Source organism: Aeromonas sp. QDB54, assembly GCF_027707385.1.
GTDB classification, from domain to species: domain Bacteria; phylum Pseudomonadota; class Gammaproteobacteria; order Enterobacterales; family Aeromonadaceae; genus Aeromonas; species Aeromonas hydrophila.
The window spans coordinates 1-22,241 of record NZ_JAPCIT010000033.1; the positions used below are offsets into that span (position 1 = coordinate 1).

Consider the following 22,241-nt stretch of genomic DNA (forward strand, 5'->3'; position numbering starts at 1 on the left):
CAGAAGAGCTAAGAAGTTGCTTGAGGTACTGGGTTGCATTGATAATAGTCATGGCTTCGGGCGTGTCGGTTTTTTTTTGCGATTAAATCAGATCACAAACGAAGCCTTTTTTCTATCTATTTCAATTGGTTGTAGCTAAAGATCCTGTACATGAGCAGCTCCATACTCTCTTGCTTATTAACTCTCAGGGCTGGTGATGATAGCTTTAGCAATCAAACCAAAGATTACCGCTGGAATGATGAGCAGGGTATAAGTGATTGGCCCGAGCGCCTGAACTCCAAACATTTGGACACCAGAACAAACCAGTCCAACGTAAGTAACAGCTATTGAAGCGATTGTTTTAATCATCTGCCTTTTTTTCCTCTAACTATTCAGCTCACGCTGCTGGTGTTCTATCGCGCTGTTGAAGTTGACCAGCACCTCGGAAAACGCGGCATGGTGAGCCATAACCCACTCAAACAGCCCGCTATCCTCTTTGCCATCGACCAACATCCCGGCCTTCATTCTGAGCAGCTCTTTATGCCGCATGTTCAACCACTGGCGGAAGGTGTCTATGTCACACACCCCGGCATGGCGCTGGAGTGGGTTGCCGTTAATCATCTGCGAGGCGGTGAGCATCCCCATTTCAGTCAGCGCCTTGTCGATCTCTTCTAGGCTTCTCGTTTCCATGGCATCGTCTTTCTTCATTGTTTATTAAGGATGTCTCACGTCATATATGTCTACCTTAACCCCTGCCTGTTTACCAGTCAAATACGTCTACCTAACTTTGACCAAAAATCAGCTTAAATGCCTATGTCTGCATCAAAACAGAGAGAGTTCCCAATAAAAATGCCCAGTATGCTGAACCGAGGCAGGTACCATCAGGCGTTCTCGGAAAGTCGGATGAAACTCTATTCTCTGGATGGCACTCTATTTTCATTCCACCGCACTCGCAGCACTCCAGACTGCGGCAAACTTTACCGTTTGCATAAAATCTGCCCCAATTAACTTGGTTTTCTGCTTCAAGACTCCGGCAATAAAATTTCACATGTGAAATTTCTGGCGGCCTCAGGCCGCCATGACATCAAATCAGCTAAGGGTTGTTTTTGGATTTTCCATTTTGATCGCTTGCTGCGTCATGTTGACCCAGTTTTTCGGGTTGCCATAATCGACGTGGATCGCAAGGCAGTTCGCTATCAAACCCGTTTTTGGAAGTTGCTGACTGTAAGACCCACCAGCACACAGCACGCCATCATCGTCAACGGGATTACAACCGGATCGAGCGCGAACGGGATAAAGAAGCAGATGAACAGTCCCGCCATGATGAACATCGTTCCCCGAACGCTATAGCGATGCAGCACGGGGCTTGCATAGTCGAAGTTGGTCCTCTTTATTTTCCACGTCATCCAGCCGTCATAGATGGCCGGGGCAAACAAGATCAGCATGTACGGTGCCCATGCCAGCAGGAGTGCCGCTCGGGTGTAGAACTGGAAGATGATGTTCACAAAAGCATCCATGCGGCCATTGACCCACACAAACCAATCCTTACCCATACCTTCCATCCCTCTTGACCGCGCCCGTTCTGCCTCGGAGGGGATCAACGTCTTATACATACCGTCGTAGAAGCCGGAGTCAATAATGCTAGCTTGGTACCATGTAGTGGCCTTGTTATGTATCCAGTCCTGAGCCTCTACGCCGAGGCTTTGCTTCACCAGCACAGACTCATTCTTGATCGCTCTGTCCGTCCAATCCCCTGGTATCAATATCAAAATTGCGAGCAGCTCAAGTGTGAGCAACCAGACGACCACTAACCACGGCTTGTTCATAGTCCGTTCTCCTCAGAACATTTTTCACGCTTTCACAGATAAGCAGGTCATACAGCAGACCACGCAGAGAGGGCTCATCCTCATGGGCATGGGGAGTGATCGAAAGATCGCCGGGATGGTCGGTGCACCACGCTGAAAATGAGGTACCAGAATCGACAGACCAAGCATCTCCCCCACTGTTTGCCGTGATTTGTACTTCCAGGGCCTTGCAGGTCTCCGTGATGAGGGTGTCTAAAAAGGCACTGATCCTGGCGGGATCTTCGTATTTGTACCTTTGCGCATGGAAAACAAGCTGACTGTAGCGGAGCAACGCCTCCTCGATGATCGGGTAAATAACCGGCTCCTGATTTGCCTTAATACTGTCACTGATGTAGTCGCTCAGTTTCTGGATGACCGACTCAGAAGCGGGCCAATCCAGCTGCAATATGCTCAGAATATGGGCATTCTTGCGACCACGACTTTTCAGGACATTCATCACTCGTTCAAAAGGGTTCTCACCGACATTAACAACTTGATATTCCGCATATCGCTTACAACACATAGTTGAACCCCTTACTTCTCGGTCAAGATGGGCAGGCGACCCTTCACAATTTTTCCGCCTGAGATTTTGGCTATGTACTCCAGGTTTGGCAGCATCCCCAGCAGCTGAGCTGGAAACAGATCGGCCTCTTCTTCCATTAACCGTTCGCCCTGGTTACCTCCGTGCATGATCGGTTCACTTCCGTCTGTGTTCTGGCCTTGCGTCCGCATGACGTATTTGAGTCGGGTTTTGGGCAGGTTTTCGGCGATGTATTCTTGGGTCTCCGCATCGACAATCCGCAGCGCAAACACGTTATTGATGTTCCCCAGCACCTGGAGCGCTTTGTCTTTGCTACCCAAGCGGGCGGCGAAATCGGCAAATGTCTGTGTTGCCACGAAGAGACGCAGTTTCGCACCGCGGCCCTTGTTGAGGAGTTGAATAAAGGGATCGTTGATCACCTCTGCCGCTTCATCGACAAATATGTTCACCGAGAGGTTATTCACACCGTAGTTGTAGCGGTCACCGGCTACCGCCGTCAGATCTGAAAGGAAGATTGAACCCAGGGCACTGCCGACCATGTTATCGGTGAGAGAGTCGAGACCTAAGTACGCCACCTGGGCGTTGTTGATGATCTTGGCGGAATCGGTGATCTGACGCTCGTCACTGAGATCGGTTGCATCAGGCGATAACAGTGGTCCGAGCTCGCCAGAGGTCAGCATGTTCATGATGGGGAGTAAGTTCGAGACCATTTTCGAGAAGTGGGTCGCATCATGCTTGAACATGTTGAGCAGGCCTTCCAGTTCCGAGCTTGGGTGCTCAGGCTGAATGACGTTGTTGTAGAAGGCCATGTGAGCGACTGCGAGCTTACTGCGCGACCCATTGGCCGCCTTCTCCAAGTAAGGGGCCGCAGCGGCTTCCCAATCAGGCATCACGCGCTCTGAATATGCCTGCACTGCCTTGATCACTAGGCCATCGGCGCCACCTTCTAAAAAGCGGCGGAGCTTGATCAAGTTGGGACGGTCATACGCCAGGATCAACCCCTGCGCAATGTTGTTCAGCGCCTGCCAACCGAACGATTTGAACGGGTCACCGCCACCTTCCGAGGGGATGAGAGCTGCCAAGCGGCTGGCTATCTCTGTGACACGGGTGAAGTTTCGAAGGGGATCGATCCGGACTGACTCCTCCGGGAACGCTGGGTGGAAAGAGACAAACCGCTCTGCTTGCCCCATTGCTTCACAGGCCCGACGCGCATTGTCGCGCATCTCCTTATCCCCTTTCGGATCGATGATAATCACAGCTTCGCCACGTAGGATGGCTTGGGAGATAAGCGTATCGAACATACGGGTCTTGCCCGAGCCCGTCGTACCCACGATGAGAGAATGGCCCTCAGTGTGCTTGAGCGGTTGCATCAGGTGCTCTTCTTTTGGCTCAACCCCGTGGATCCACGGCTGACCGATAGGCATCTCTTTTTTCTTCTTGCCCCGTATAGTCCGAACAACCTTGCTTGTGGTTGACTCCGTGCCCACGATATAGGTCCAGTCTCGCTTTAGGATCTCGAACACGCGCTGTGCATGGCGGTTTTCCCAGGCAAAGCCATACCCAAGCCACATCTCCTCCGGTGACGCCTTAATCTTCTTTTGGAGTTCCCTGATGGAAATGAACTCCAGATCCCTTCCCTTCAAATGCTTCTGGAGCAGGTGCATTTTTATTGCCTTTGGCAGGCGAGCCATTGTCATGACACCACAAATTCCCGTCATCCAATAGAACGGTTCAGGCGGCATATCCGTAACTTGCTGGACCGCCAGCGCCACGCCGGATGCAACCACCCAGCCAAAGACGGCGCTCATCTCATAATTTGGCCGCCACGGCATTTCATAGGCGAGCGGGTCATAGGTCATTGTCACGATTTATCTACCTCCAAATAGAGTTTTCCTTGACGTTGCTTGAGCAACGGTCTCCTTTGTGCTCGGCGCAAAGTGCCACCCAAAACATGCTTACTGATCCCCGTATATTCCCCAGCGATAACCTCAAAGGCCTTGTCGCTAGTAGTAAGGGACCCTTCTTCCTCAAGCACAGCGCTAACTAGCCATCGTCCACTACGGTTATTGATCATCTCCTTGAGCATCTGAATCGCTTTTTCGGGCGTCATCTTCGGTGGGAGATAGAGATCCTCATCAACCGCCTCCTCCTTCACGATGCTCCTCGGACTCAGTTCCTCTGGGAGATCGGGGCCTGGCAACGCGATATTGCCCACGTCAAGCACCCGTGCTTGCTTTTGCTGAGGCTCAGATTGCTCACGCTGCGGCAAGCGAGCGAGATTCTGAGTACCCTCGGCAGGCTTGGCTGCCGGTGCAGGCTGAATGGGCTTGTCCACCTTCTCCTTACTCCGCGATTCCTTCCGCGCCGCAACCTTGTCTGGTTGTGGCGTAGTCTCGATTGGTGGTACTGGTGGTGATGGGGGCTCGACAGGCACACTGATGACCGGCGCATCGCTAATCACGCTCTTTTCCTGCACTAGCTCTCTTTCTGGAGAGGCTGCCTGGGTATCGACTCCGCTACTTTCCGATTGGCTTGGCCTCCTCTGACCTCTGTTTTTCTTCGACTGGGTTTTCTTTACCTCAGGAGAGGCAACAAGCTCGAAGGCATCTTGATAGCCCCCCAGTAAAGACTCCGCTTGCTTGATGGCCGCAATGACTGCGCTGGACAATTGTTCCGTCAGAACAATCGCTTTGACGCCATTGAAGTCCTGAACCTTACGCCCGGACATTACTGGATCGGGCACAATGGCCTGTGCCTGGAACAGGGCGGTCAGTATTTCTGACGGGGCCCCAAGTGCCCGAGCGCCCTCCGGATACAAAATCACAACCTGACCTTTCATCAGGCATAGCACTTCGCCTAGCGTGGCCTTCCCTTCCAGCACGGGTAAAATGGCTCGTTCCAGAATGGGCCCAGCCTCTCCGAACGTTGCCATCAGTGCCACCAGCTCGCCCTTGGCATCCGGAACGTCGGCGCCAGCCAGTTCTTCACTCGCAAGTTGGTCTCCAGGCTGGCCTACCTCATCCTCATAGGCTTGGAGTGATGGAACATCCATCCCACCCACATCTCCAGTGGACTCATCATTCATGAAATTCGGGAAGACTTGATTCATCAGACCCAGCTTGGATGTGCCTGGGTTGACAACATCCTGCGTTGGTACGGGTGCCGGTGCCTGGCTAGGCTCATCGGACATGCTGGTACCTGCAACAAATACATCGAACGGGAAGTCGAGGCCACCCAAGCCACCACCGACATCGATGATGGCTTGCAGCGGACTTTCCACGGCCAGCGGCGGGGTACTTTTCGCGATCTCCTGAGGCGATGGCTCGGGCTGCTGTTGTTCGGGTACTGGCGGAGTGGCTTTTTTCTTCCCGCCACGACCGCCAGCGCCTTTTGCTGGTTTTGCTGGTGGAGCGGTGTCCACTGTTGGCGATGCCGGTGTGGGCTGGGTAGCGTTGTCGTCACTGGCTGTTCCCCCCAGGATCTCCATCGCATCCCCAAACCCCAGCCCTGCCAGCGCATTCATGGCCTCTTGTTCAGCAGACAGCAGGCTTTCATTCATGCCATTGGCCGAGCCATCATCAGCGTCACTAGCTTCATCAGGATCGATGAGCTCGATGACAGCATCCGCCACATCACCCACAACTTCGCCAGCCACGGCAGCTGGTGGCTCAGTTGTGAAGACCAGCTCGTTGGACTCAAGGCGCAGCATGAGGATCTTGATAGAACCCGCAGCCTCTTGAAGCATCTCGGGGAGGACTTCCCAGTACCGGTAGTACGCTCGGTCTCCCTTCTCTTGCACCGTGTTAGGTACAGCAAACCCGCGTTCAATCAGAATGTCAGCAAGGGTATCCGGATCCCGTGGGATGCCCGGAATTTTGTCGTGACTGATCAAATCGTAGAGATCGCCCAGATTACGCCAGGCGATGAATACCCCTTGCTGGAGATGCCAAACCTTGGCCCCTGGCTCATTGACCTTCCATTTGCCCGTTTTAACCAGACGGCGGATAGCGTCGAACACATACCGTTCAACGGGCACACCATAAGAGAACTCGTCCACGTTGAGCCGGTTCTGTTTCAGGTCTCGGGACACGCTCTCCTGATCGGCTCGAAGCATCAGTTTCGTCACCGGCTGGTTAACACTGGTACCTGAAATGGCCTCAAGCATTGCCTCAATGATCAACGGGCCAGACTCCGAGAGGTATTCTCTGGTTTCGACCGGAATGATCCGGTCTACCGCCAGCAGGGAGAATTGCTCGTGGCGCTTATGGCGCTTCTCGCGCCAGCGAATAAAGTACCGGTCTACGTGATGGCGTTTGGCCCAGTCATGGAGCGATTCAAAGTAGGGATTCCAGGTCACGACCCCATTTTTGTCCGTAATGGACACATCAGCGAGCGGCTTGCCCACGTCATGCAGCAACCCGGAGAAGCAGCTCGCCAACCGCCAGCGAGGTTCATTATCCCGCCGCTGCTTAGGTGTCCCCTCAATAGAGAAGATCACGGACTCGGAAGCCTGAGCGGCCCAAAATGCAACCTCCAGGCCATGGCGAAACAGTCCACCAGCCCCCCGGTGGTGATGAGCCTCCGATGCAGGCAATAGGTGCACAAATGCGGCATAGCGATGGATCACTGGCAGTACCAGCCGGTTGAAGTCCTCAATGGTGAAACCGAGTGAGTTCCTGACCTTCTCGATCAGCTCGGCTTGAGTCGCCAGTATCTTGTCAATCGGGGCCACGGGCAGGCCTTTGGCAAAAGGAGGGTAGCGAGGGATGTCTTCCTCATCCATGTCCTTCAACGGCAAGAGCCTGCCACTCTGAGGGATCTCCCCCTTGCTCCCGCCCCATCCAAACAACTTGTTCAGGACACTCAACATGTAACTTGACCATGTTCATCGTTTTACGTCGTTACATGCTCTCAAAACTATTTCTCCTCTCACACCTGCGTAACTGTCCAATTTGGGCAGTTTGAGAAACGAGGTTCCACTTCCTGCCCCGTTAGAATGGGGCATTCATGATGATAACGAAGGAATGAAGCGATGAGACAACGGCTATTGATTCTTGGGGTCGCGATGCTGGCCGGGTGTGCTGCAAACACACCAAAGGCCCCCCCAGCTCCACAGGCCCCTGTAATCAACGACAAACCTGATAGGGTCAGCCGGGAGCTGACTGTTGCATGGGACAATTATGGGCGGGGCGGCGCGGCACTGAGACAACCAGCGTTTGTCCATGTGTTGGGGCAGGATGGTTCGCTGACATCCAACATAGCCAGCACCACATCAGAAACCATTTCCCTTCTGGAACCGATGCTGACGCCCGGTGACATCGCTGCGGCCATGACGGCGTTTAAAGGGATCCAATCCGGCAATCGCCAAGGCTATTCCGTTTATGAGATTTCCCGCTGGGAGCGCTATTGCAACGCTGGCAAAGGGATGGACGAGCACGACTGGCGCTTTATCGATGCCCAAGGGGCAACGAATGTGCCTTCGGAAGTGATCACCGGTTGCATCCCACCAGCTCACACCTCCCACGGCTATTTACAGGCTTGGACCCATTTCTGTACCAACCAAGGCGTAACCCCCGATGACCGGCGCATTGTGCGCGAGTCTGTGCGCCCCTACTCAGTGGTGAACCCATGCAAAGCACTGAAATGACAAAAAACGCTGATCTCGTAGATGCCTTCACGATCATGCTCCAAGAAGCCGCGTCCAGGGGCAGCCCCCAAGAGGCGGCTTATGTGATCTCTGGGGTCCTCGTGGACCTTTCCAAAGACTACCCGCAGGTCAAAGACTTGGCCCGAAACTGGAGCGAACTGGCAAGCCTGACGCCAGCCATCAGGGGGATTACGTAATGGATCTGTACATTTGCGAGAAACCTTCACAGGCAAAAGATCTGGCCGGTGTGTTGCAGGTGACACAACGCGGTGACGGCTTCATCCATGATGGAGGCAAGCGCGTCATCACCTGGGCGTTAGGTCATCTGCTTGAGATGTATATGCCCGACGACTACGACGAGAAATACAAGTCATGGTCTCTCGATACTCTCCCCATTGCGCCGGAGTCATGGCAGAGCAAAGTTCGCCAGAGCTCCGCCAAACAGTACAAGATCATTGAGGGCTTGGTGAAAAAGGCCAGCACCGTCTACATCTCCACGGACTACGACCGCGAGGGCGAGGCCATCGCGAGATCCCTTTTAGACCGGTTCCGCTACTCAGGCCCGGTGCGCCGGGTCTGCCTGACTGCCCTGGATGAATCAAGCATCCGTAAAGCACTCAGCAATATCAAGGATGGTCAGGAGACTGCGCCCCTGTACTACGCAGCCCTTGGGCGGCAACGTGCAGACTGGTTGATAGGCATGAACGTGAGCCGCCTCTATACCGTCCTGGCTCGACAAGTTGGTTTCGAGAGCACACTCCATGTTGGTAGGGTGATCACCCCGACTGTCGCTCTGGTGTGTCAGCGTGACCGAGATATAGCGGGCTTCACACCATCGCCATACTGGGTGCTGGGCGTCAACGTGGCTGTTCAGAACGGGCAGTTTTTGGCACAGTGGGTACCGCCCGAGGAGTGCAGCGATGATCAGGGCCGGTGCACCAATAAAGCCTATGCCGAGCAGGTCGCCTCCCAGATCAATGGGGCTCAAGCCGTCATCAGTAAGGCAGAGACAAAACCCGGTAAAGAGTCGGCGCCCCTGCCCTTTGACCTCACCTCCCTACAGCAGTACGGCAGCAAACGATGGGGCTATACCGCTCAGCAGGTGCTCGACGCTGCCCAATCTCTGTACGAAAAGCACAAAGCTACTACCTATCCACGAACCGACAGCCGGTATCTCCCGGAGAGCCAGAAGGAGAACATCTCCGACATACTCCAGGCTCTCATATTGTCCGATCAAAGGGTCTCCGGGCTGGTGGCCGGGGCTGACCCACATCGCAAGGCCAGGGCGTTCAATGACAGCAAAGTGTCCGCGCACCACGCGATCATCCCGACACCAGCCAGAACGAACATCAGCGCCATGTCAGAGATCGAGCTCAACCTGTACGATGCAATCCGCCGCTTCTACATCGCGCAGTTCTACAGTGAATTTGAATTCTCAAAAACCGTCATTGAGGTGCAAAGTGGCCGTCACCTCTTCGCCGCGTCGGGCAAAACGCCAGCCAAGCAAGGCTGGAAGGTGCTCTTCACCTCTGACAGTGAGAGTGACCCGAAGGAAGAAGGTGAGGATGTCGATGCTCTGATTGAGCAAGAGAAGTTACCCCGCGTCAGCCAAGGAGAACCGGCGTTACTAAAAGGGGTCGATCTTGCGAACAAAATGACCCGCCCCGCGCCGCATTTCACCGAAGCCACCCTCTTGGCCGCAATGGAGAACATCGCCCGATTCGTGACCGAGGAGAAGTTCAAGCAGATCCTCAAAGACACGGCAGGCCTGGGTACTCCGGCCACCCGAGCCAGCATCATCCAGGGCGCCGTGGATAAGGGTTACTTCAAGCGTCAGAAAAAAGTGCTGATCGCCACTGAGAAGGCCCATGCACTCATCGCGGTACTACCACCAGCGATCAAGTCACCAGGGATGACGGCCGCCTGGGAGCAGGAACTTGAAAAAATCGCCACTGGCGCCGGGAACATGTCTGTCTTCATGAAACAGATCTCATCCTGGATATGCCAAATGGTCGAGCAGCTCAAGACGGCGGCCCCTGTCCTCACCCAGAATGACGGTGCGATGGTAAAGGCATTTGCCGGGGCAAAACCCCAGTTGCATGTCTGCTTCAACTGCGGTGGAGAGACCCTAAGCCGGATCAAGGGAAAAAACGGGTTCTTCTGGGGCTGCAAGAACGAGGCTTGTAAGAAGACGTTCCCGGATAACAGGGGCAAACCCGAGAAAAGGATCGCTACTGAGGATTGCCCTGCCTGTCCAGACTGCGCCAGCCCGATGCGACTGAGGAAAGGCAAGGCACCAGGAAAAGTCAGAGCCACCAAGTTCTGGGGCTGCACAGGATACCCGGATTGCAAGACCACGATGCCTTTCAAAAAGTCCGATTTTCAGGATTGAATGAGGATGTTACGACTGTTGATGATGACAGCCCTTATCTACACCGGTTCTTTAATGGCGGCTGATACAGGGCTGGCCCGTAGCTATGTGAGCGAGGATGCGATCACTATCGCAAAGGGATTGGGGGACTTGAATGCTGATCAGGTTCTGCTTTCTGTCGTTGTGGATGTGAACTCACACTTCGCGACTAAATGCCGCCAGGTGGCATCACCCCACGAGCTCGCAATGAACCCCATTTTGGACGAGCTGGTGGACTTGAAGCGCACCAAGAATGCCCCCTATCAGGAAGGCATATCCCGGCAAAGTTGCTCGCAGCTTGAGAACTGAAAACGAAGAAGGGGCCATCGGCCCCTTTCTCATTCTAATCAGTGGAAAAAGACCACGCCGACAGGGAAAACACTGTCCCGTCCCATGTTCCAGGGATAGATGATCTGATCGTGACTCTGGCATCGCACGTAATCAAGCAGATAGGCGGGCAGTGATGAGTCCCGGCACTTGAAGAGTTTTTTGACCTCCTCCCTGTCTGCTGGCAAAAGCAAGTAGGGATCAGGGGGCTTGGAGTCAGTCAGATACCAATAACGGCCGAATGGCCTACTTCCTCCGCCAAACATGCCACCATAGACTGTCGTCAAATCACTGATGGAATAGCGCATAAAGGGATCGCAGTCTGTCCTACCCTTCATCACCAGTGGCTGAATAGCCTCTACTATCCCGCCCGTCATGATACTGGTGCAGTTGTACAAATTTGGACGAGTGGACACGATTTCAGTGAACTCTGATGACCAGATCGGGAACATGGATTGTGCCTGCTTCTCGCAAAGATTGTGTCTCGTGTCTCGTGTCTCGTAGCGTCAATGGTTTACCATTGTGCCCAATCGAATATGAACACTGCCCTCCCTACGTGGATGTGACATTGCAGTAGAGCACCAAGGATCATCATGGCCGTCAATCAGACCAAAATCTCCGATGACTTGAAAGCGCTGGTCAGCGCACCTGACCAATCCGAATTTATCTTTGGCTTTATGGCCGCCTATGGACTGCCCAAGGCCACGATCACGCATATCAGGCAAGGGGGGAGCCGCAACCTTGCCAAAGAAGCGGGCCACGTTGGCATCAACTCAAAGTTCTACTTTCAGCCGGTGGATGAAGGCGCCGATATCGAGCTCCTTTTTGAACAGCGGATTGCAGAATGTGCCAGCACCAAGCACAAATACCGCTTCGTCATCCTCACCGATTTTGTTCGCTTCCTCTCGTGGGACGTACTGACTGAAGAGAGACTCGATACTGAGCTCGGCGAACTGTTCCGCGAATATGGTTTCTTCCTACCCTTAGCAGGCCTTGAGAAGGCGATTCTGGGTGCCGAGAACCCAGCCGATGTGAAGGCTGCCGAGAAGATGGGCAAGCTTTTCGATCTCATCAAGAGCCTCAATGAATTGAGTAGACCTGAGGATATTCATGCTCTCAACGTATTCCTGACTCGGCTGCTGTTCTGCCTGTTCGCCGAAGATACGGGGATCTTTAATCAGGGTCAGTTCACCTCTGCCATTAAAGGCTACACCGAGGAGGACGGCAGCGACCTCGATCAGTTCCTGAGTGACTTGTTCGCCATCATGAACAGCGAACCCAATAGCGAGTTACGCAAAACCCTACCGTCCCATCTGGCGGCCTTCCCCTATGTAAATGGTGGGCTGTTCGCGGTAGATGAACCCATCCCGGCGCTCGGCAAGCAGGGTCGCAAGATCCTGCTGGAGTGCTGCATGATGAACTGGGGGGACATCAACCCGGATATCTTTGGTTCAATGTTCCAAGCGGTGATTGATGTCGAGCAGCGTGGCAATCTGGGCCAGCACTACACCTCTTACAGCAACATCATGAAGGTGATCCAACCGCTGTTTCTGGATTCACTGCGGGCCGAGTTGGAAAAAAATCGAAAGAGTGCCAATGGCCTTAAGAAACTGCTGGTGCGCCTCGGTAATATCAAAGTCTTCGATCCCGCCTGTGGCTCCGGCAACTTCTTGATCATCGCCTACAAGGAGTTGCACACACTGGAGCGAATGGTCATTCAAGCCTTGCAGCAACTCGAACCGCAGCAGGGCTTCTCCATGAGCAGCCTGCACCTCGATCAGTTTTACGGTATCGAGATAGATGACTTCGCCTGTGAGATCGCCCGCCTTGCACTCTGGCTGGCCGAACATCAACTCAACAAGCAATGGGAGCAAACCTTTGGCTATGCTCCCCCCGCGCTACCGCTGAGATCATCCGGCAATATCGTGAGTGGTGATAGCCTGGTGCTGGATTGGCATAAGGTCTGCCCCAAAGGGATTGAGGATAAGGTCTATGTGATCGGGAATCCGCCTTTCTTGGGCACATTGGGTCGTTCAGATGAACAGCGCGCCAATATGCAGGCCGTTTTTAACAATGATAAAGCGCTGGGTTATCTGGATTTTGTCGCCTGCTGGTTCTGGAAGGGGGCACAGTATATACAAGGCTCACGGGCTGAGCTGGCACTGGTATCGACTAACTCTATCTGCCAGGGTGAGCAGGTGGCCACTCTTTGGCCGCGAATATTTAACCTTGGCCTGAGTATTCACCTTGCCTATCCAACGTTCCCTTGGGCTAACAATGCTCGCGACAAGGCTGCCGTGCATGTGGTAATTGTTGGGCTATATTCTAGTCAAAAATCAAAAAAGCTATTCCAACAAGTTAATGGAGAGTGGCATTGCCGTATAGTTGAAAATATAAGCCCCTATCTAGTGGAAGGTAGTAACATTGCTGTTACAGCACAAAAAAAACCATTAACAAGCGATATACCACCACTATTTTTTGGTAATAAACCAACGGATGGTGGCAATTTCCTTATGACTCGAGATGAGCGTGACGAACTGCTGAGAATCGAACCACAAGCAGAGCGTTGGATAAGAAGAATATTAGGAGCGGATGAGTTTTTAAATGCCAAGGAACGTTGGTGTTTATGGCTGCTAGATGCTTCTGAGGATGAGTTGCTGGCAATGCCAGCTGTCATGAAAAGAATCTCGGCTATTCGACAACTTCGCCTCAAAGCTGGTCATCCTGCGGCTTTAAAAATGGCCGAAAAACCACATGTTTTTATGCAGGTCAGTCAACCAACTTCCGGTGATTACATTCTGGTGCCTCGAGTTTCATCTGAACGTCGACCCTATATACCAATGGGTTTTTTAAATGCAGATGTTATTTCCTCTGATCGAAATTTCATTCTTCCAAATGGTACTCTGTATCAGTTTGGCATTCTCTCCTCAATGATCCATAACGATTGGATGCGACTAGTTGCGATGCGGATGAAAAGTGATTACAGCTATGGTAACAAGGTCGTTTACAACACCTTTCCTTGGCCCACCGTTACGGCAAATCAGCGTAAAGAAATTGAGCGATTGGCAGAGGAAGTCGAGCTGGTCCGGGAGGATTACCCCGGCAAGACGCTGGCCGAACTCTATGACCCCGACATAATGCCTGCTGGCCTGCTTGAAGCACACCAGGCTCTGGATCGAGCGGTCGATAGGCTGTATCGGGACCGCCCATTCAAGGATGCGGCAGAGCGGGTAAGTCATCTGCTCGGACTCTATGAAAAGCTCACCGCTGCTACCCTCTAGCCAATTTTGACAAGGATTCAAGCATGGAAAACATCTTGCAAGTGACCTATGCCCAGAACGGGCAGAGCTCGGCGCTTAACAACATGGGAATGCGGGAGATGCAGGCCCGCACCTTCGCTCAACGCAACAGCCCCTACCTGCTTATCAAAGCGCCACCCGCCTGCGGCAAATCCCGTGCACTGATGTTTTTGGGGTTGGACAAGCTGCTCAATCAGGGCCTGCGCAAAGTCATCGTCGCGGTGCCTGAGATGTCTATCGGCGCGTCGTTTAAAGACACTGCGTTGACCGAATACGGATTTTTTGCGAACTGGCAGGTTAAACCTGAAAACAATCTCTGCATTCATGGCGGTGAAAAGAGCAAGGTGGCCGCGTTTAAGCGCTTTATGGAGAGTTATGACCAGATCCTTGTCTGCACCCACGCCACCCTGCGCTTCGCTTTTGACGAAGTTGATATAGCCTCGTTTAACGATTGCCTGATTGCCATCGACGAGTTCCACCATGTTTCCGCCAGTGAAGATAGCCGCCTCGGCGCGCTACTCGACGGTTTAATCCAGCAGTCCAATGCGCATATTGTGGCCATGACGGGGTCTTACTTCCGTGGCGACACCGTGCCCATCCTGACACCAGAGGATGAAGCCCAGTTTACCAAGGTCACCTACACCTATTACGAGCAACTGAACGGCTATCAGCACCTGAAATCTCTCGGGATTGGTTACCACTTCTACCAGGGTCAATATATCGGTGCTCTGCCTTCGGTGTTGGACGCTTCACTGAAAACCATTATTTACATCCCGAACGTGAATTCTGGTGAGTCCACCAAGGACAAATATACCGAGGTCGATGCGATCTTGGATGTGCTGGGCGATGTGCAGTCAAAAGATCCCGACACCGGTATCTACTGCGTGAAACGGAAAGAGGACGGCAAGCTGCTCAAAGTAGCCAATCTGGTGGATGACGATAATGACCGCCCCAAGGTGCAGGCTTATTTGCGCACCATTCAATCGGCTGATGATATGGACATCATCATTGCCCTTGGCATGGCAAAAGAAGGCTTTGACTGGCCCTATTGCGAGCATGTGCTGACCATTGGCTATCGCAGTTCGCTGACCGAAGTCGTGCAGATCATCGGTCGTGCGACCCGTGATTGTCCTGGTAAGACCCACGCCCAGTTCACGAACCTGATTGCCCAGCCCGATGCCCAGGATGACGATGTGAAAGTGTCAGTCAACAACATGCTCAAGGCGATCACGACATCCCTGCTGATGGAGCAGATCCTAGCCCCCAGTATTCAGTTTAAGCCTCGCTCGCAGTGGACTGGGGAGGCGTTGCCACCCAATACCGTGCTCGTTGGTGATGCGACCGTGCCGGTCTCGCAAACAGTGTTAGATATTCTCAATGGTGGCAAAGAGGAGATCCTGGCTGCACTGATGGCCAAGGAGAAGGTGGTCAAAGAGGCAATTACTGAAACAGCTCCGCCCGAGGTATTTACTCAGTTAGAACTGCCCTCGGTCATTCAGGAGCTCTACCCCGATCTATTGCCCCATGAGATAGAGCAAGTTCGTTCCGGCCTGCTACAAAGCATGTATATCAATCAACAGGGAGGGCTGATCAATGAAAGTGACTTGCCTCCCGATGCCGAGATTGTAGGAAGCCCGAACCCCACCTCTATCGGAGGGGCAAGCCCCGATGCCGCCAATGATCAAGCGACCGCCAGTAAGCAGTTCTTAAAAATCGGCGAGAAGTTTATCAACATCGACAACCTGAGCATCGACCTGATCGAATCGGTTAACCCGTTCCACGGGGCCTATGAAATCCTCTCCAAATCCGTGACGGCCACCATGCTCAAGACCATTCAGGAAGCGGTCAGCGCCAGCAAGTCACAACTCTCCGAGGAGGAGGCCGTCATGCTATGGCCGAGGATCAAGGCGTTTACTCAGCAAAAACAGCGTGCGCCTTCGTTGCATGCGCCTGATCCCATCGAGGTACGACTGGCAGAAGCGCTCGCCTACATCAAACACAAGAAACAACAATCTGCGGCTAAACAGGAGGACTAAGTAATGATCCTGTTGCGATCGCATCAGCTCAAACCCAAAGCGTCTCTTGAAGATATCTTTGCCGAAGACGATGTATTGGGTCTGCTCAATGTAGAGCCCCTAAAACCGAAAAGTGCGCCAGTTGACCTTGTGAGCAACCAGTTTGGGGATATCGTGGCGTTTTTTGAACAACACGGTAGAGCCCCCCAAAACTCGACCTGTGCCGATATGCCCGAGAAGCGTCTTGCAAGGCGCTTGCAGGCGATACGCACGGATCCAAAGCAATGCAGTGCCCTTTCAGGTCAGGATATCCATGGTCTGCTGGTAGGCATAGAAGTAGTGGGGATGGTTGCCGAGGAGCATGAGCAATATCCTGCCAGGGGAGTAGCTCTTGAGACTGTTAATGCACCCACCGTTGATACGTCGGAGCTGGTGACCTCGCTGGACGATATTTTTGCCGATGATGACCTCGGGTTATTGGATTTTGATGCTCCCGATATATTCAGCATGCAGCATGTGCCTAGGGAAAAAAAGGCGTTACCTGACGAGATAGCCCAGCGCCAGCCCTGTCCAGATTTCGCTCGTTTTGCGCCGCTGTTTGAGACCGTGAAAACGGGCCTGCAAGGCCAAGAGTTCTCCCTCGTGCGCTATCGAAACGAGCATGGTTTTCAGGTTGGGGATTTCTTCATCCTGAATGGGGTGATGGGTTATGTGCATAGTGCTGGGGAACGATTGGAACAGTACGAGAGGTATAACGCACGACTTCACCTGGTTTTTGATAATGGCACTGAGCTGCATATGCTCTACCAGTCACTAACCCAGGGGCTTATTCGTGACAAGGAGGGCCGTAAGGTCATGCTAGGTGACAAACTCCTCTTGCCAAATTACGCGCCCATTCCAAGCGGCTTTGTCTATGTGCTCGCGACAAAGAGCACGGACCCTATATTGATGCCCTTCATGCAAAATCTCTACAAGATAGGTTTCACCGAGGGTACCGTCGAAGACCGGATAAAGCACGCCGAGAAAGACAAGACGTTCCTGCAAGCCCCGGTTAGGATCATCACGACATTCCAGTGTTTCAACATGAACACCCACAAATTGGAGACCTTGGTGCACGGTTTTCTCGCCAAGCAGCGCCTCGATATCACCTTGAAGGGGGTTGATGGCACCAGCTATGCCCCGAGAGAGTGGTTCCATACTCCATTGACAACCATCCTTGAAGTTATTCACCACATTTTGGATGGAACAATCTCGCAGTACCGCATGGACAATACTACCGGTAAGGTTGTTGCAAAAAAAACGACCAATAATGCGTAATAATGCCAGGCAGCATTGGCACGGACCTGCTCATCGGCAGCCAAAGGGCCCGACTGCTCTGCCGCTTGCTGCATCCAGTGCATGGCATTGGGGTAATCAGGTTGGCTGGCCAGACGTTTGGCCAACTCATATTGAGCCTTACCATTGCCTTGAGTCGCGGCATTGGATAACTCGGCATCAGTGAGTGAAGTTGTGGAAGAGCAGGCCGGTCGCCAGCTGTAGGAGAGGAATAACGTTTCATACTGAACAATCAAGCACCCCTGCTCATACCGTTTTATATGAAACATGACCAAAATTAAAGATTCATACTAATTGCTACTACGAAGTCCGAATCGAGCTTCAACCGAGTAATAAAGTATCATACTCGTTGTGGCTCACTTCGGGGCAAAAAATGGGTTATGCGGCGAGAGTGCCTAACGCCGCAATACTCAACTAAATGGCACAGCCTGCCAAGCATCAAGTGCTAAGAAAGTGATTCTGAAATGCTGCCAATAGCCCTTAAGTCGGCATCATTTAAAAAGAACACAGGGCAGCCATCAACTTTTTGAGAGTTTGACATCAAGTAGAGACCTGTATACATATGTTTGGACATTTTAAAATCGTCACTGTCTGGCACTTTATAATCGCCAACGCACTTAAATCCGTTACGTTCATAAAATTTGATTTTATCGTTATTACAAATTAGCCCCAAATCGCTAAATGATTGACTAAGCGACTGCAACATTTCAGTCCCTAGCCCACGCCCTCTAAACTGCTCAAAAATCTGTATTTTATGGAGATATGCCGATTGATGATGTGGATGAACAAAAATCATTGCATACCCACAAAGCGTCAGTTCGGAGCTTGATGTGGCAACTTTAAGATGACCGAATTTGTAGCACTCATTAAATATTCCAACAATGTATTCAATGGCCTTATGTACTTGTTCTTCCTCAAATGCATACATAAGAGATACTAAGGAAGTCGATGACATAATATCGCCGTGAATTCAGATAATAAGTGCAATGCCCATGGTGCATAGGAGAGAGGCGGTCAACTACCAGTTAGGGTACGCTTCTTCTCGCCAAAGAAACAAAGCGATACACCATGAAATACCAGCAGTTGACCGAGGGGCTACGATACCAGATTGCCTGCCTCCGTGACCATGGCCTGTCACAGGCCCGCATTGCCAAACAGCTCGGGGTTCATCCATCGACTATCAGTCGTGAGCTTCGTCGTAATTGTGCTGGGCAGGCCTATCAGCCGCAGCAGGCTCACCAACTTGCCACGGCACGACGGCTGACGAGTCAGAAGCGTACTGTCCCGTCTGATACCATCGACTTTGTTTGCATGGCGCTGGTCGCGGACTGGAGTCCCGAGCAAATCAGTGGCGTTGGAGACATGATTAACTGCCCGGTTAGCCACGAGTGGATATACCGCTATGTGGCACGCGACAAGGCCAACGGTGGCACGCTATACCGGCATCTGCGTCAGGGTCACAAACGCTATCGCAAGGGTAAGAACAGCAAACGCAGTGTCATTCCCAATCCGGTATCGATTGATGAACGCCCTGCGATAGTCAATGAGCGGAGCCGTGTGGGAGATTGGGAAGTCGATACCGTGTTGGGTAAGCAAGGCAGCGGTGCAATAGTGAGTCTGTTGGAGCGTAAGAGCCGGCTCTACCTGGTTCAATACGTTCCCAGCAAAACAGCCAGCGCGGTGGCGGACACCATTATCAGCATGCTGAAACCCTACCAGGCACATGTCCATACCATCACAGCTGACAATGGTAGCGAGTTTGTCGAACATGAACGTGTTGCAGCAGAGCTGGAAGCGCAGGTGTACTTTGCGCATCCATACAGTGCATGGGAACGGGGACAGAATGAGAATAGCAATGGTCTGCTGCGGCAATATGTGCCCAAAGGCAGTGATTTGAGTGTGGTGACAGCAGAGGCACTGTCAGCCGTCGAAAAGCGGCTGAACTTCAGGCCGCGCAAATGCTTGGGATTTAAACAGCCACAGGTGGTTTTTGACGAACTTCTGAAAGCAGCCTGATTTTTAATCGGGAATTGCACTTCGAAGTTGAATTCGCGGCTTAGTAACGCTTTCGCTTCATTTTCAAAAATCTCACCTAAGAAATCTTCTTGCTTGAATACTTGAGCTTCATTCATATTTAACCTTCGCAAATAGTCATTCTGTAGCATTACTAAAATTTGGTCAACATGTTCGAACTAGATCGCTTGGGCAAGTTTGGTTGTAACTCGCTTTGGGGCATAAAGGGTTTAGAAATGGCAGCGTACCTATGTGATCGCTGCCACTTCAGCATGATACTTTAATACTCGGTATGAATCTTTATTACTTAGTATGATACTTTATTGATCTCCCACACCAGCGCCAGCCTGCCATAAGATTCGATGGGTCATGATAAAATTAGGGTGAGACTTTATTTTCAAGGATGAAACTCTATTTTCAGGGATGACACAGGTTTCATCCCACATTACAGACTACGCCACCATCCACTCTTCACTGAGCAGGTAAGCCCAGCGAGCCTCTGTTTTATCTGGTTCCGCCTTAGCTTGAGCGATCATATGCTCGGCCGCGTCAAAGCCGACCTCATCCTCGAAATGTTCCCAGGAGTGGTTATACCATTCGCGCATGACGCTACGCCCCAGATCAGCCAGTTCGGGTATCACGCCTTCATGTCGCGCATAGATCTCCCAGGCATCCCACCCATACCTCATCAGGTTACGGGGGGCATTGAGCTCCTGGCTGAGCTTAAATAGCTCACGCGGTTCATGGCCCTTCGTGGCAATGCTGCGAAAGGCAAAAGACGACAAGGCAGCGATCACCGGCAGTCGGTTATCTTTGGCGTAGCTGATCACGCGGGTAACCATCACCTTTGCATCAGCGAACCCCCCTTCCCCTTCACAGAGCTCGCACCCCCCCGTGCTCAATTCCCCCTTGCTACCGCAACATTGGCCGCAGGGATACCCCTCCGAACCATGCTTAAAATCCGCGCTCATCTATTCATCCTTTCAGGTATGGGAGTCATCACAATTTCATTCTCGTCGGGCCATTTTCCGCATAGCAGGTGGAGGCTGTCACCAATAGTTTTGAAGGGGATGCTCCACTGATCTTTTGCCAACGAGCAGCATACAGGCTCACCTTTGACTTGAAACGACAAACTTGGCTTGGTGCCGTCGGCATTTGTTACTCCGAGACATTGATACTGCATGTCGTCGCCTTGTTTGGCCCTCAGTTCCTTGAGGTAGTGGACGCCTACGCTGTTGCCCATCACCATATGATCTGCTGGAGAGCGTACATAATCCCCCTCCCCGTAGAATTGCCTCAAGGTTAAGTCCTGCATGTAGAGGTGACCAAAAATCCACACCAGCCAGAGTGGCGTGGCAGCATAGGCACATAACATCAATATCGACTGAGGGCGGATTCCAGCCATCATCGTTCCTGCTCCTTTAACCAAGCTCCTTAGTCTCTTTAATAACCCAGTCTATGGCATCTTTAAAAGCACCAGTCGGGGAGCTATCGGCCTCCGCCAGCACCAGCTGCTTGCTCGCCTTGACCAGGTGATCTAAACGGGCCAAGCGCTCTACCATCGCCAGGACAACGGCAGGTTGCACAGCGGCAATAAACCGGCTATTTGCTTCCAGTGGCGAGATTGAGCGCTGTGAGTCATCTGACATGGTGCAAGCAGCGATCTGGCTATTAGTGCCCTTGATACGCACCACGCCGTTATTGACGGCCTCCCACTCCCCGGCTGTGGCTTGCTCTGCCAAGTAGCGCAGCTGATGAAGGACTGAATCTGTCAGTTCCATATCTATTTTCCCTTACTTGGCTTGCCACTGGACGGCTGTCGTAGAGATCCGACGTTTCAGTTCCCCCTGGAGCAAGCTTATTTTGGTGTTAGCATCGTTGATTCTGTGCTCGATGTTACCGATGTCCCGGTTAAACCCTCCCGCCCCGGCGCCGCGTGTGCGGCCTCGCTTGATGCGCTCTATGCGGCGCAGCTGCTGAGCGTCTCATATCTTCTCCTGTCCCTGGACGGCTTTCATAATCGCTTTGCCGCTGGCTTGAACCAGATTGTCAGAGGCCACCTTTTCAGCTACGTGGATCTGCTGCCCATCAAGGGTCACATATATCTTGCTCTGATCGAAGCCAAGGGCCTTGCTCACAGCATTGAGGCTGGAGATGCTGGCAAACAATTGCCCGCGCACAGCGGCTTTAGCTATGTCTTCGGTAGGCTGAGTGTGAGGTGGGAGTGCCCCGTTCTGGACGATCAACTCAAGTACCTTTTTGGCCTTGCCGGGCTTGTCGTTAATCAGCTCTACCAAGAAAGTGCGAAAGGCCCGCTCGGTCATGCCCTTCTTCACAGCCCATTCTGCAAGCAACTGAGGGCCTGCTATGTCGAGCATACGCTGCGCAATGGCTTTCTCGTCACGGTACCTAGCCTTCGCCTCCTTGTGGGCTCCTTTTCTGGCCTTGGTCCGCTCTTGTGTGAACTGGGCCAGTTGCTTGTCCATATCGCCGTTTCGCTTGGCGAGCGGGACATTGAGAATGCCGTGATCCAAAGCCATTATCTGTTTTTCCTCGCTACCGTGTAGGTCTGTAGTCTCACGCTTTGTACTACCGGTTCATTCTTTTATTTCACATGTGAAATTTTTGCCCGACTGCGCACGGGCACGATCACGTAAGTACGCATGATTCGCCCTACCTTTTACTAACTCAAATAATGAGCTCATATTAAATCACTCACCTCTCCCGTCAAGTTGTTGATGGCCGACATACACCAATCTTTACTAGGTCATATTTTGATTTGACCAGCACCACTTTATGGTGCTGTAATGTGAGGGCAAAAAAAAAGCCCC

General features: G+C 52.4%; 21 protein-coding genes and 1 pseudogene. 9 read left to right on the forward strand and 13 right to left on the reverse strand.

Going from position 1 to position 22,241, the window contains the following annotated elements:
- Positions 1–177: 177 nt before the first annotated feature.
- The 6 genes from PG881_RS21730 to mobH form a co-directional block, all read right to left on the reverse strand.
- A complete protein-coding gene (locus PG881_RS21730) occupies positions 178–348 on the reverse strand; it encodes a hypothetical protein (protein ID WP_270802817.1) in 171 nt (56 codons plus the stop codon).
- Positions 349–363: 15 nt separating this feature from the next.
- On the reverse strand, positions 364–687 hold the full coding sequence (locus PG881_RS21735; protein WP_270802819.1) for a hypothetical protein: 324 nt from the start codon (positions 685–687) through the stop codon (positions 364–366).
- A 488-nt stretch (positions 688–1,175) separates the two neighbouring features.
- Entirely contained in the window at positions 1,176–1,805 is a 630-nt protein-coding gene (locus tag PG881_RS21740; protein WP_270802821.1) for a DUF4400 domain-containing protein, read from the reverse strand.
- A complete protein-coding gene (locus PG881_RS21745; RefSeq protein WP_270802823.1) occupies positions 1,762–2,346 on the reverse strand; it encodes a hypothetical protein in 585 nt (194 codons plus the stop codon). The genes PG881_RS21740 and PG881_RS21745 overlap by 44 nt, the downstream gene beginning before the upstream one ends.
- Positions 2,347–2,357: 11 nt before the next feature.
- A complete protein-coding gene (gene traD / locus PG881_RS21750) occupies positions 2,358–4,223 on the reverse strand; it encodes a conjugative transfer system coupling protein TraD (protein WP_270802858.1) in 1,866 nt (621 codons plus the stop codon).
- Positions 4,224–4,225: 2 nt separating this feature from the next.
- Entirely contained in the window at positions 4,226–7,147 is a 2,922-nt protein-coding gene (mobH, locus tag PG881_RS21755; RefSeq protein ID WP_270802825.1) for a MobH family relaxase, read from the reverse strand.
- A 249-nt stretch (positions 7,148–7,396) separates the two neighbouring features.
- Here mobH and PG881_RS21760 point away from each other — a divergent pair, with 249 nt between their 5' ends.
- The 4 genes from PG881_RS21760 to PG881_RS21775 are packed head-to-tail and all read left to right on the forward strand — an operon-like array spanning position 7,397 to position 10,730.
- Positions 7,397–8,011: a hypothetical protein gene (locus PG881_RS21760; protein WP_270802827.1), complete on the forward strand. Its 615-nt coding sequence runs from the start codon at positions 7,397–7,399 to the stop codon at positions 8,009–8,011.
- A complete protein-coding gene (locus PG881_RS21765; RefSeq protein ID WP_270802829.1) occupies positions 7,993–8,208 on the forward strand; it encodes a hypothetical protein in 216 nt (71 codons plus the stop codon). Before PG881_RS21760 ends, PG881_RS21765 begins: the two co-directional genes overlap by 19 nt.
- A complete protein-coding gene (locus PG881_RS21770; RefSeq protein WP_270802831.1) occupies positions 8,208–10,403 on the forward strand; it encodes a DNA topoisomerase III in 2,196 nt (731 codons plus the stop codon). The genes PG881_RS21765 and PG881_RS21770 overlap by 1 nt, the downstream gene beginning before the upstream one ends.
- A gap of 6 nt (positions 10,404–10,409) precedes the next feature.
- Positions 10,410–10,730, forward strand: a complete 321-nt coding sequence (locus PG881_RS21775; protein ID WP_130627551.1) for a hypothetical protein — start codon at positions 10,410–10,412, stop codon at positions 10,728–10,730.
- Positions 10,731–10,768: 38 nt separating this feature from the next.
- Here PG881_RS21775 and PG881_RS21780 read toward each other — a convergent pair whose 3' ends face one another.
- Positions 10,769–11,200, reverse strand: coding sequence for a hypothetical protein (locus PG881_RS21780; protein ID WP_073536820.1), 432 nt, complete (start codon positions 11,198–11,200; stop codon positions 10,769–10,771).
- A gap of 141 nt (positions 11,201–11,341) precedes the next feature.
- On the opposite strand from PG881_RS21780, the gene PG881_RS21785 reads away from it, so the two are divergent.
- The 3 genes from PG881_RS21785 to PG881_RS21795 are packed head-to-tail and all read left to right on the forward strand — an operon-like array spanning position 11,342 to position 17,379.
- Positions 11,342–14,029, forward strand: coding sequence for a class I SAM-dependent DNA methyltransferase (locus tag PG881_RS21785; RefSeq protein WP_073536819.1), 2,688 nt, complete (start codon positions 11,342–11,344; stop codon positions 14,027–14,029).
- A gap of 23 nt (positions 14,030–14,052) precedes the next feature.
- Positions 14,053–16,083: a DEAD/DEAH box helicase gene (locus PG881_RS21790; RefSeq protein WP_073536818.1), complete on the forward strand. Its 2,031-nt coding sequence runs from the start codon at positions 14,053–14,055 to the stop codon at positions 16,081–16,083.
- Positions 16,084–16,086: 3 nt separating this feature from the next.
- Positions 16,087–17,379 (forward strand): GIY-YIG nuclease family protein, encoded by a 1,293-nt coding sequence (locus tag PG881_RS21795; RefSeq protein WP_073536817.1) that lies wholly within the window; start codon positions 16,087–16,089, stop codon positions 17,377–17,379.
- Positions 17,380–17,384: 5 nt separating this feature from the next.
- On the opposite strand, the pseudogene PG881_RS21800 reads toward PG881_RS21795, so the two are convergent.
- Positions 17,385–17,666, reverse strand: a pseudogene (locus tag PG881_RS21800) (hypothetical protein); the annotation flags it as partial.
- Positions 17,667–17,729: 63 nt separating this feature from the next.
- Here PG881_RS21800 and PG881_RS24075 point away from each other — a divergent pair.
- Positions 17,730–17,846, forward strand: a complete 117-nt coding sequence (locus PG881_RS24075; RefSeq protein ID WP_406568177.1) for a DUF4113 domain-containing protein — start codon at positions 17,730–17,732, stop codon at positions 17,844–17,846.
- Here PG881_RS24075 and PG881_RS21805 read toward each other — a convergent pair.
- Positions 17,843–18,352 (reverse strand): GNAT family N-acetyltransferase, encoded by a 510-nt coding sequence (locus PG881_RS21805; protein ID WP_270802837.1) that lies wholly within the window; start codon positions 18,350–18,352, stop codon positions 17,843–17,845. The genes PG881_RS24075 and PG881_RS21805 overlap by 4 nt on opposite strands.
- 113 nt (positions 18,353–18,465) lie before the next feature.
- Here PG881_RS21805 and PG881_RS21810 point away from each other — a divergent pair, with 113 nt between their 5' ends.
- Positions 18,466–19,413, forward strand: coding sequence for an IS30-like element ISAeca1 family transposase (locus PG881_RS21810; RefSeq protein ID WP_012564931.1), 948 nt, complete (start codon positions 18,466–18,468; stop codon positions 19,411–19,413).
- Between the two features lie 449 nt (positions 19,414–19,862).
- On the opposite strand, the gene PG881_RS21815 is transcribed toward PG881_RS21810, so the two are convergent.
- The 4 genes from PG881_RS21815 to PG881_RS21830 form a co-directional block, all read right to left on the reverse strand.
- Positions 19,863–20,381 carry a hypothetical protein gene (locus tag PG881_RS21815; RefSeq protein ID WP_048217589.1) on the reverse strand — a complete coding sequence of 173 codons (519 nt, stop codon included), beginning with the start codon at positions 20,379–20,381 and terminating at the stop codon, positions 19,863–19,865.
- Positions 20,378–20,818, reverse strand: coding sequence for a hypothetical protein (locus PG881_RS21820; protein ID WP_048217590.1), 441 nt, complete (start codon positions 20,816–20,818; stop codon positions 20,378–20,380). The genes PG881_RS21815 and PG881_RS21820 overlap by 4 nt, the downstream gene beginning before the upstream one ends.
- Positions 20,819–20,831: 13 nt before the next feature.
- Positions 20,832–21,191 carry a hypothetical protein gene (locus PG881_RS21825; RefSeq protein WP_174722094.1) on the reverse strand — a complete coding sequence of 120 codons (360 nt, stop codon included), beginning with the start codon at positions 21,189–21,191 and terminating at the stop codon, positions 20,832–20,834.
- 204 nt (positions 21,192–21,395) lie between these two features.
- Positions 21,396–21,950 (reverse strand): hypothetical protein, encoded by a 555-nt coding sequence (locus PG881_RS21830; protein WP_073536816.1) that lies wholly within the window; start codon positions 21,948–21,950, stop codon positions 21,396–21,398.
- Positions 21,951–22,241 lie beyond the last annotated feature (291 nt).

Coding starts and splice junctions, on each gene's coding strand:
- PG881_RS21730 (WP_270802817.1), bottom strand. CDS start 348: ATGATTAAAACAATCGCTTCAATAGCTGTTACTTACGTTGGACTGGTT.
- PG881_RS21735 (WP_270802819.1), bottom strand. CDS start 687: ATGAAGAAAGACGATGCCATGGAAACGAGAAGCCTAGAAGAGATCGAC.
- PG881_RS21740 (WP_270802821.1), bottom strand. CDS start 1,805: ATGAACAAGCCGTGGTTAGTGGTCGTCTGGTTGCTCACACTTGAGCTG.
- PG881_RS21745 (WP_270802823.1), bottom strand. CDS start 2,346: ATGTGTTGTAAGCGATATGCGGAATATCAAGTTGTTAATGTCGGTGAG.
- traD (WP_270802858.1), bottom strand. CDS start 4,223: ATGACCTATGACCCGCTCGCCTATGAAATGCCGTGGCGGCCAAATTAT.
- mobH (WP_270802825.1), bottom strand. CDS start 7,147: ATGGATGAGGAAGACATCCCTCGCTACCCTCCTTTTGCCAAAGGCCTG.
- PG881_RS21760 (WP_270802827.1), top strand. CDS start 7,397: ATGAGACAACGGCTATTGATTCTTGGGGTCGCGATGCTGGCCGGGTGT.
- PG881_RS21765 (WP_270802829.1), top strand. CDS start 7,993: ATGCAAAGCACTGAAATGACAAAAAACGCTGATCTCGTAGATGCCTTC.
- PG881_RS21770 (WP_270802831.1), top strand. CDS start 8,208: ATGGATCTGTACATTTGCGAGAAACCTTCACAGGCAAAAGATCTGGCC.
- PG881_RS21775 (WP_130627551.1), top strand. CDS start 10,410: ATGTTACGACTGTTGATGATGACAGCCCTTATCTACACCGGTTCTTTA.
- PG881_RS21780 (WP_073536820.1), bottom strand. CDS start 11,200: ATGTTCCCGATCTGGTCATCAGAGTTCACTGAAATCGTGTCCACTCGT.
- PG881_RS21785 (WP_073536819.1), top strand. CDS start 11,342: ATGGCCGTCAATCAGACCAAAATCTCCGATGACTTGAAAGCGCTGGTC.
- PG881_RS21790 (WP_073536818.1), top strand. CDS start 14,053: ATGGAAAACATCTTGCAAGTGACCTATGCCCAGAACGGGCAGAGCTCG.
- PG881_RS21795 (WP_073536817.1), top strand. CDS start 16,087: ATGATCCTGTTGCGATCGCATCAGCTCAAACCCAAAGCGTCTCTTGAA.
- PG881_RS21805 (WP_270802837.1), bottom strand. CDS start 18,352: ATGTCATCGACTTCCTTAGTATCTCTTATGTATGCATTTGAGGAAGAA.
- PG881_RS21810 (WP_012564931.1), top strand. CDS start 18,466: ATGAAATACCAGCAGTTGACCGAGGGGCTACGATACCAGATTGCCTGC.
- PG881_RS21815 (WP_048217589.1), bottom strand. CDS start 20,381: ATGAGCGCGGATTTTAAGCATGGTTCGGAGGGGTATCCCTGCGGCCAA.
- PG881_RS21820 (WP_048217590.1), bottom strand. CDS start 20,818: ATGATGGCTGGAATCCGCCCTCAGTCGATATTGATGTTATGTGCCTAT.
- PG881_RS21825 (WP_174722094.1), bottom strand. CDS start 21,191: ATGGAACTGACAGATTCAGTCCTTCATCAGCTGCGCTACTTGGCAGAG.
- PG881_RS21830 (WP_073536816.1), bottom strand. CDS start 21,950: ATGGCTTTGGATCACGGCATTCTCAATGTCCCGCTCGCCAAGCGAAAC.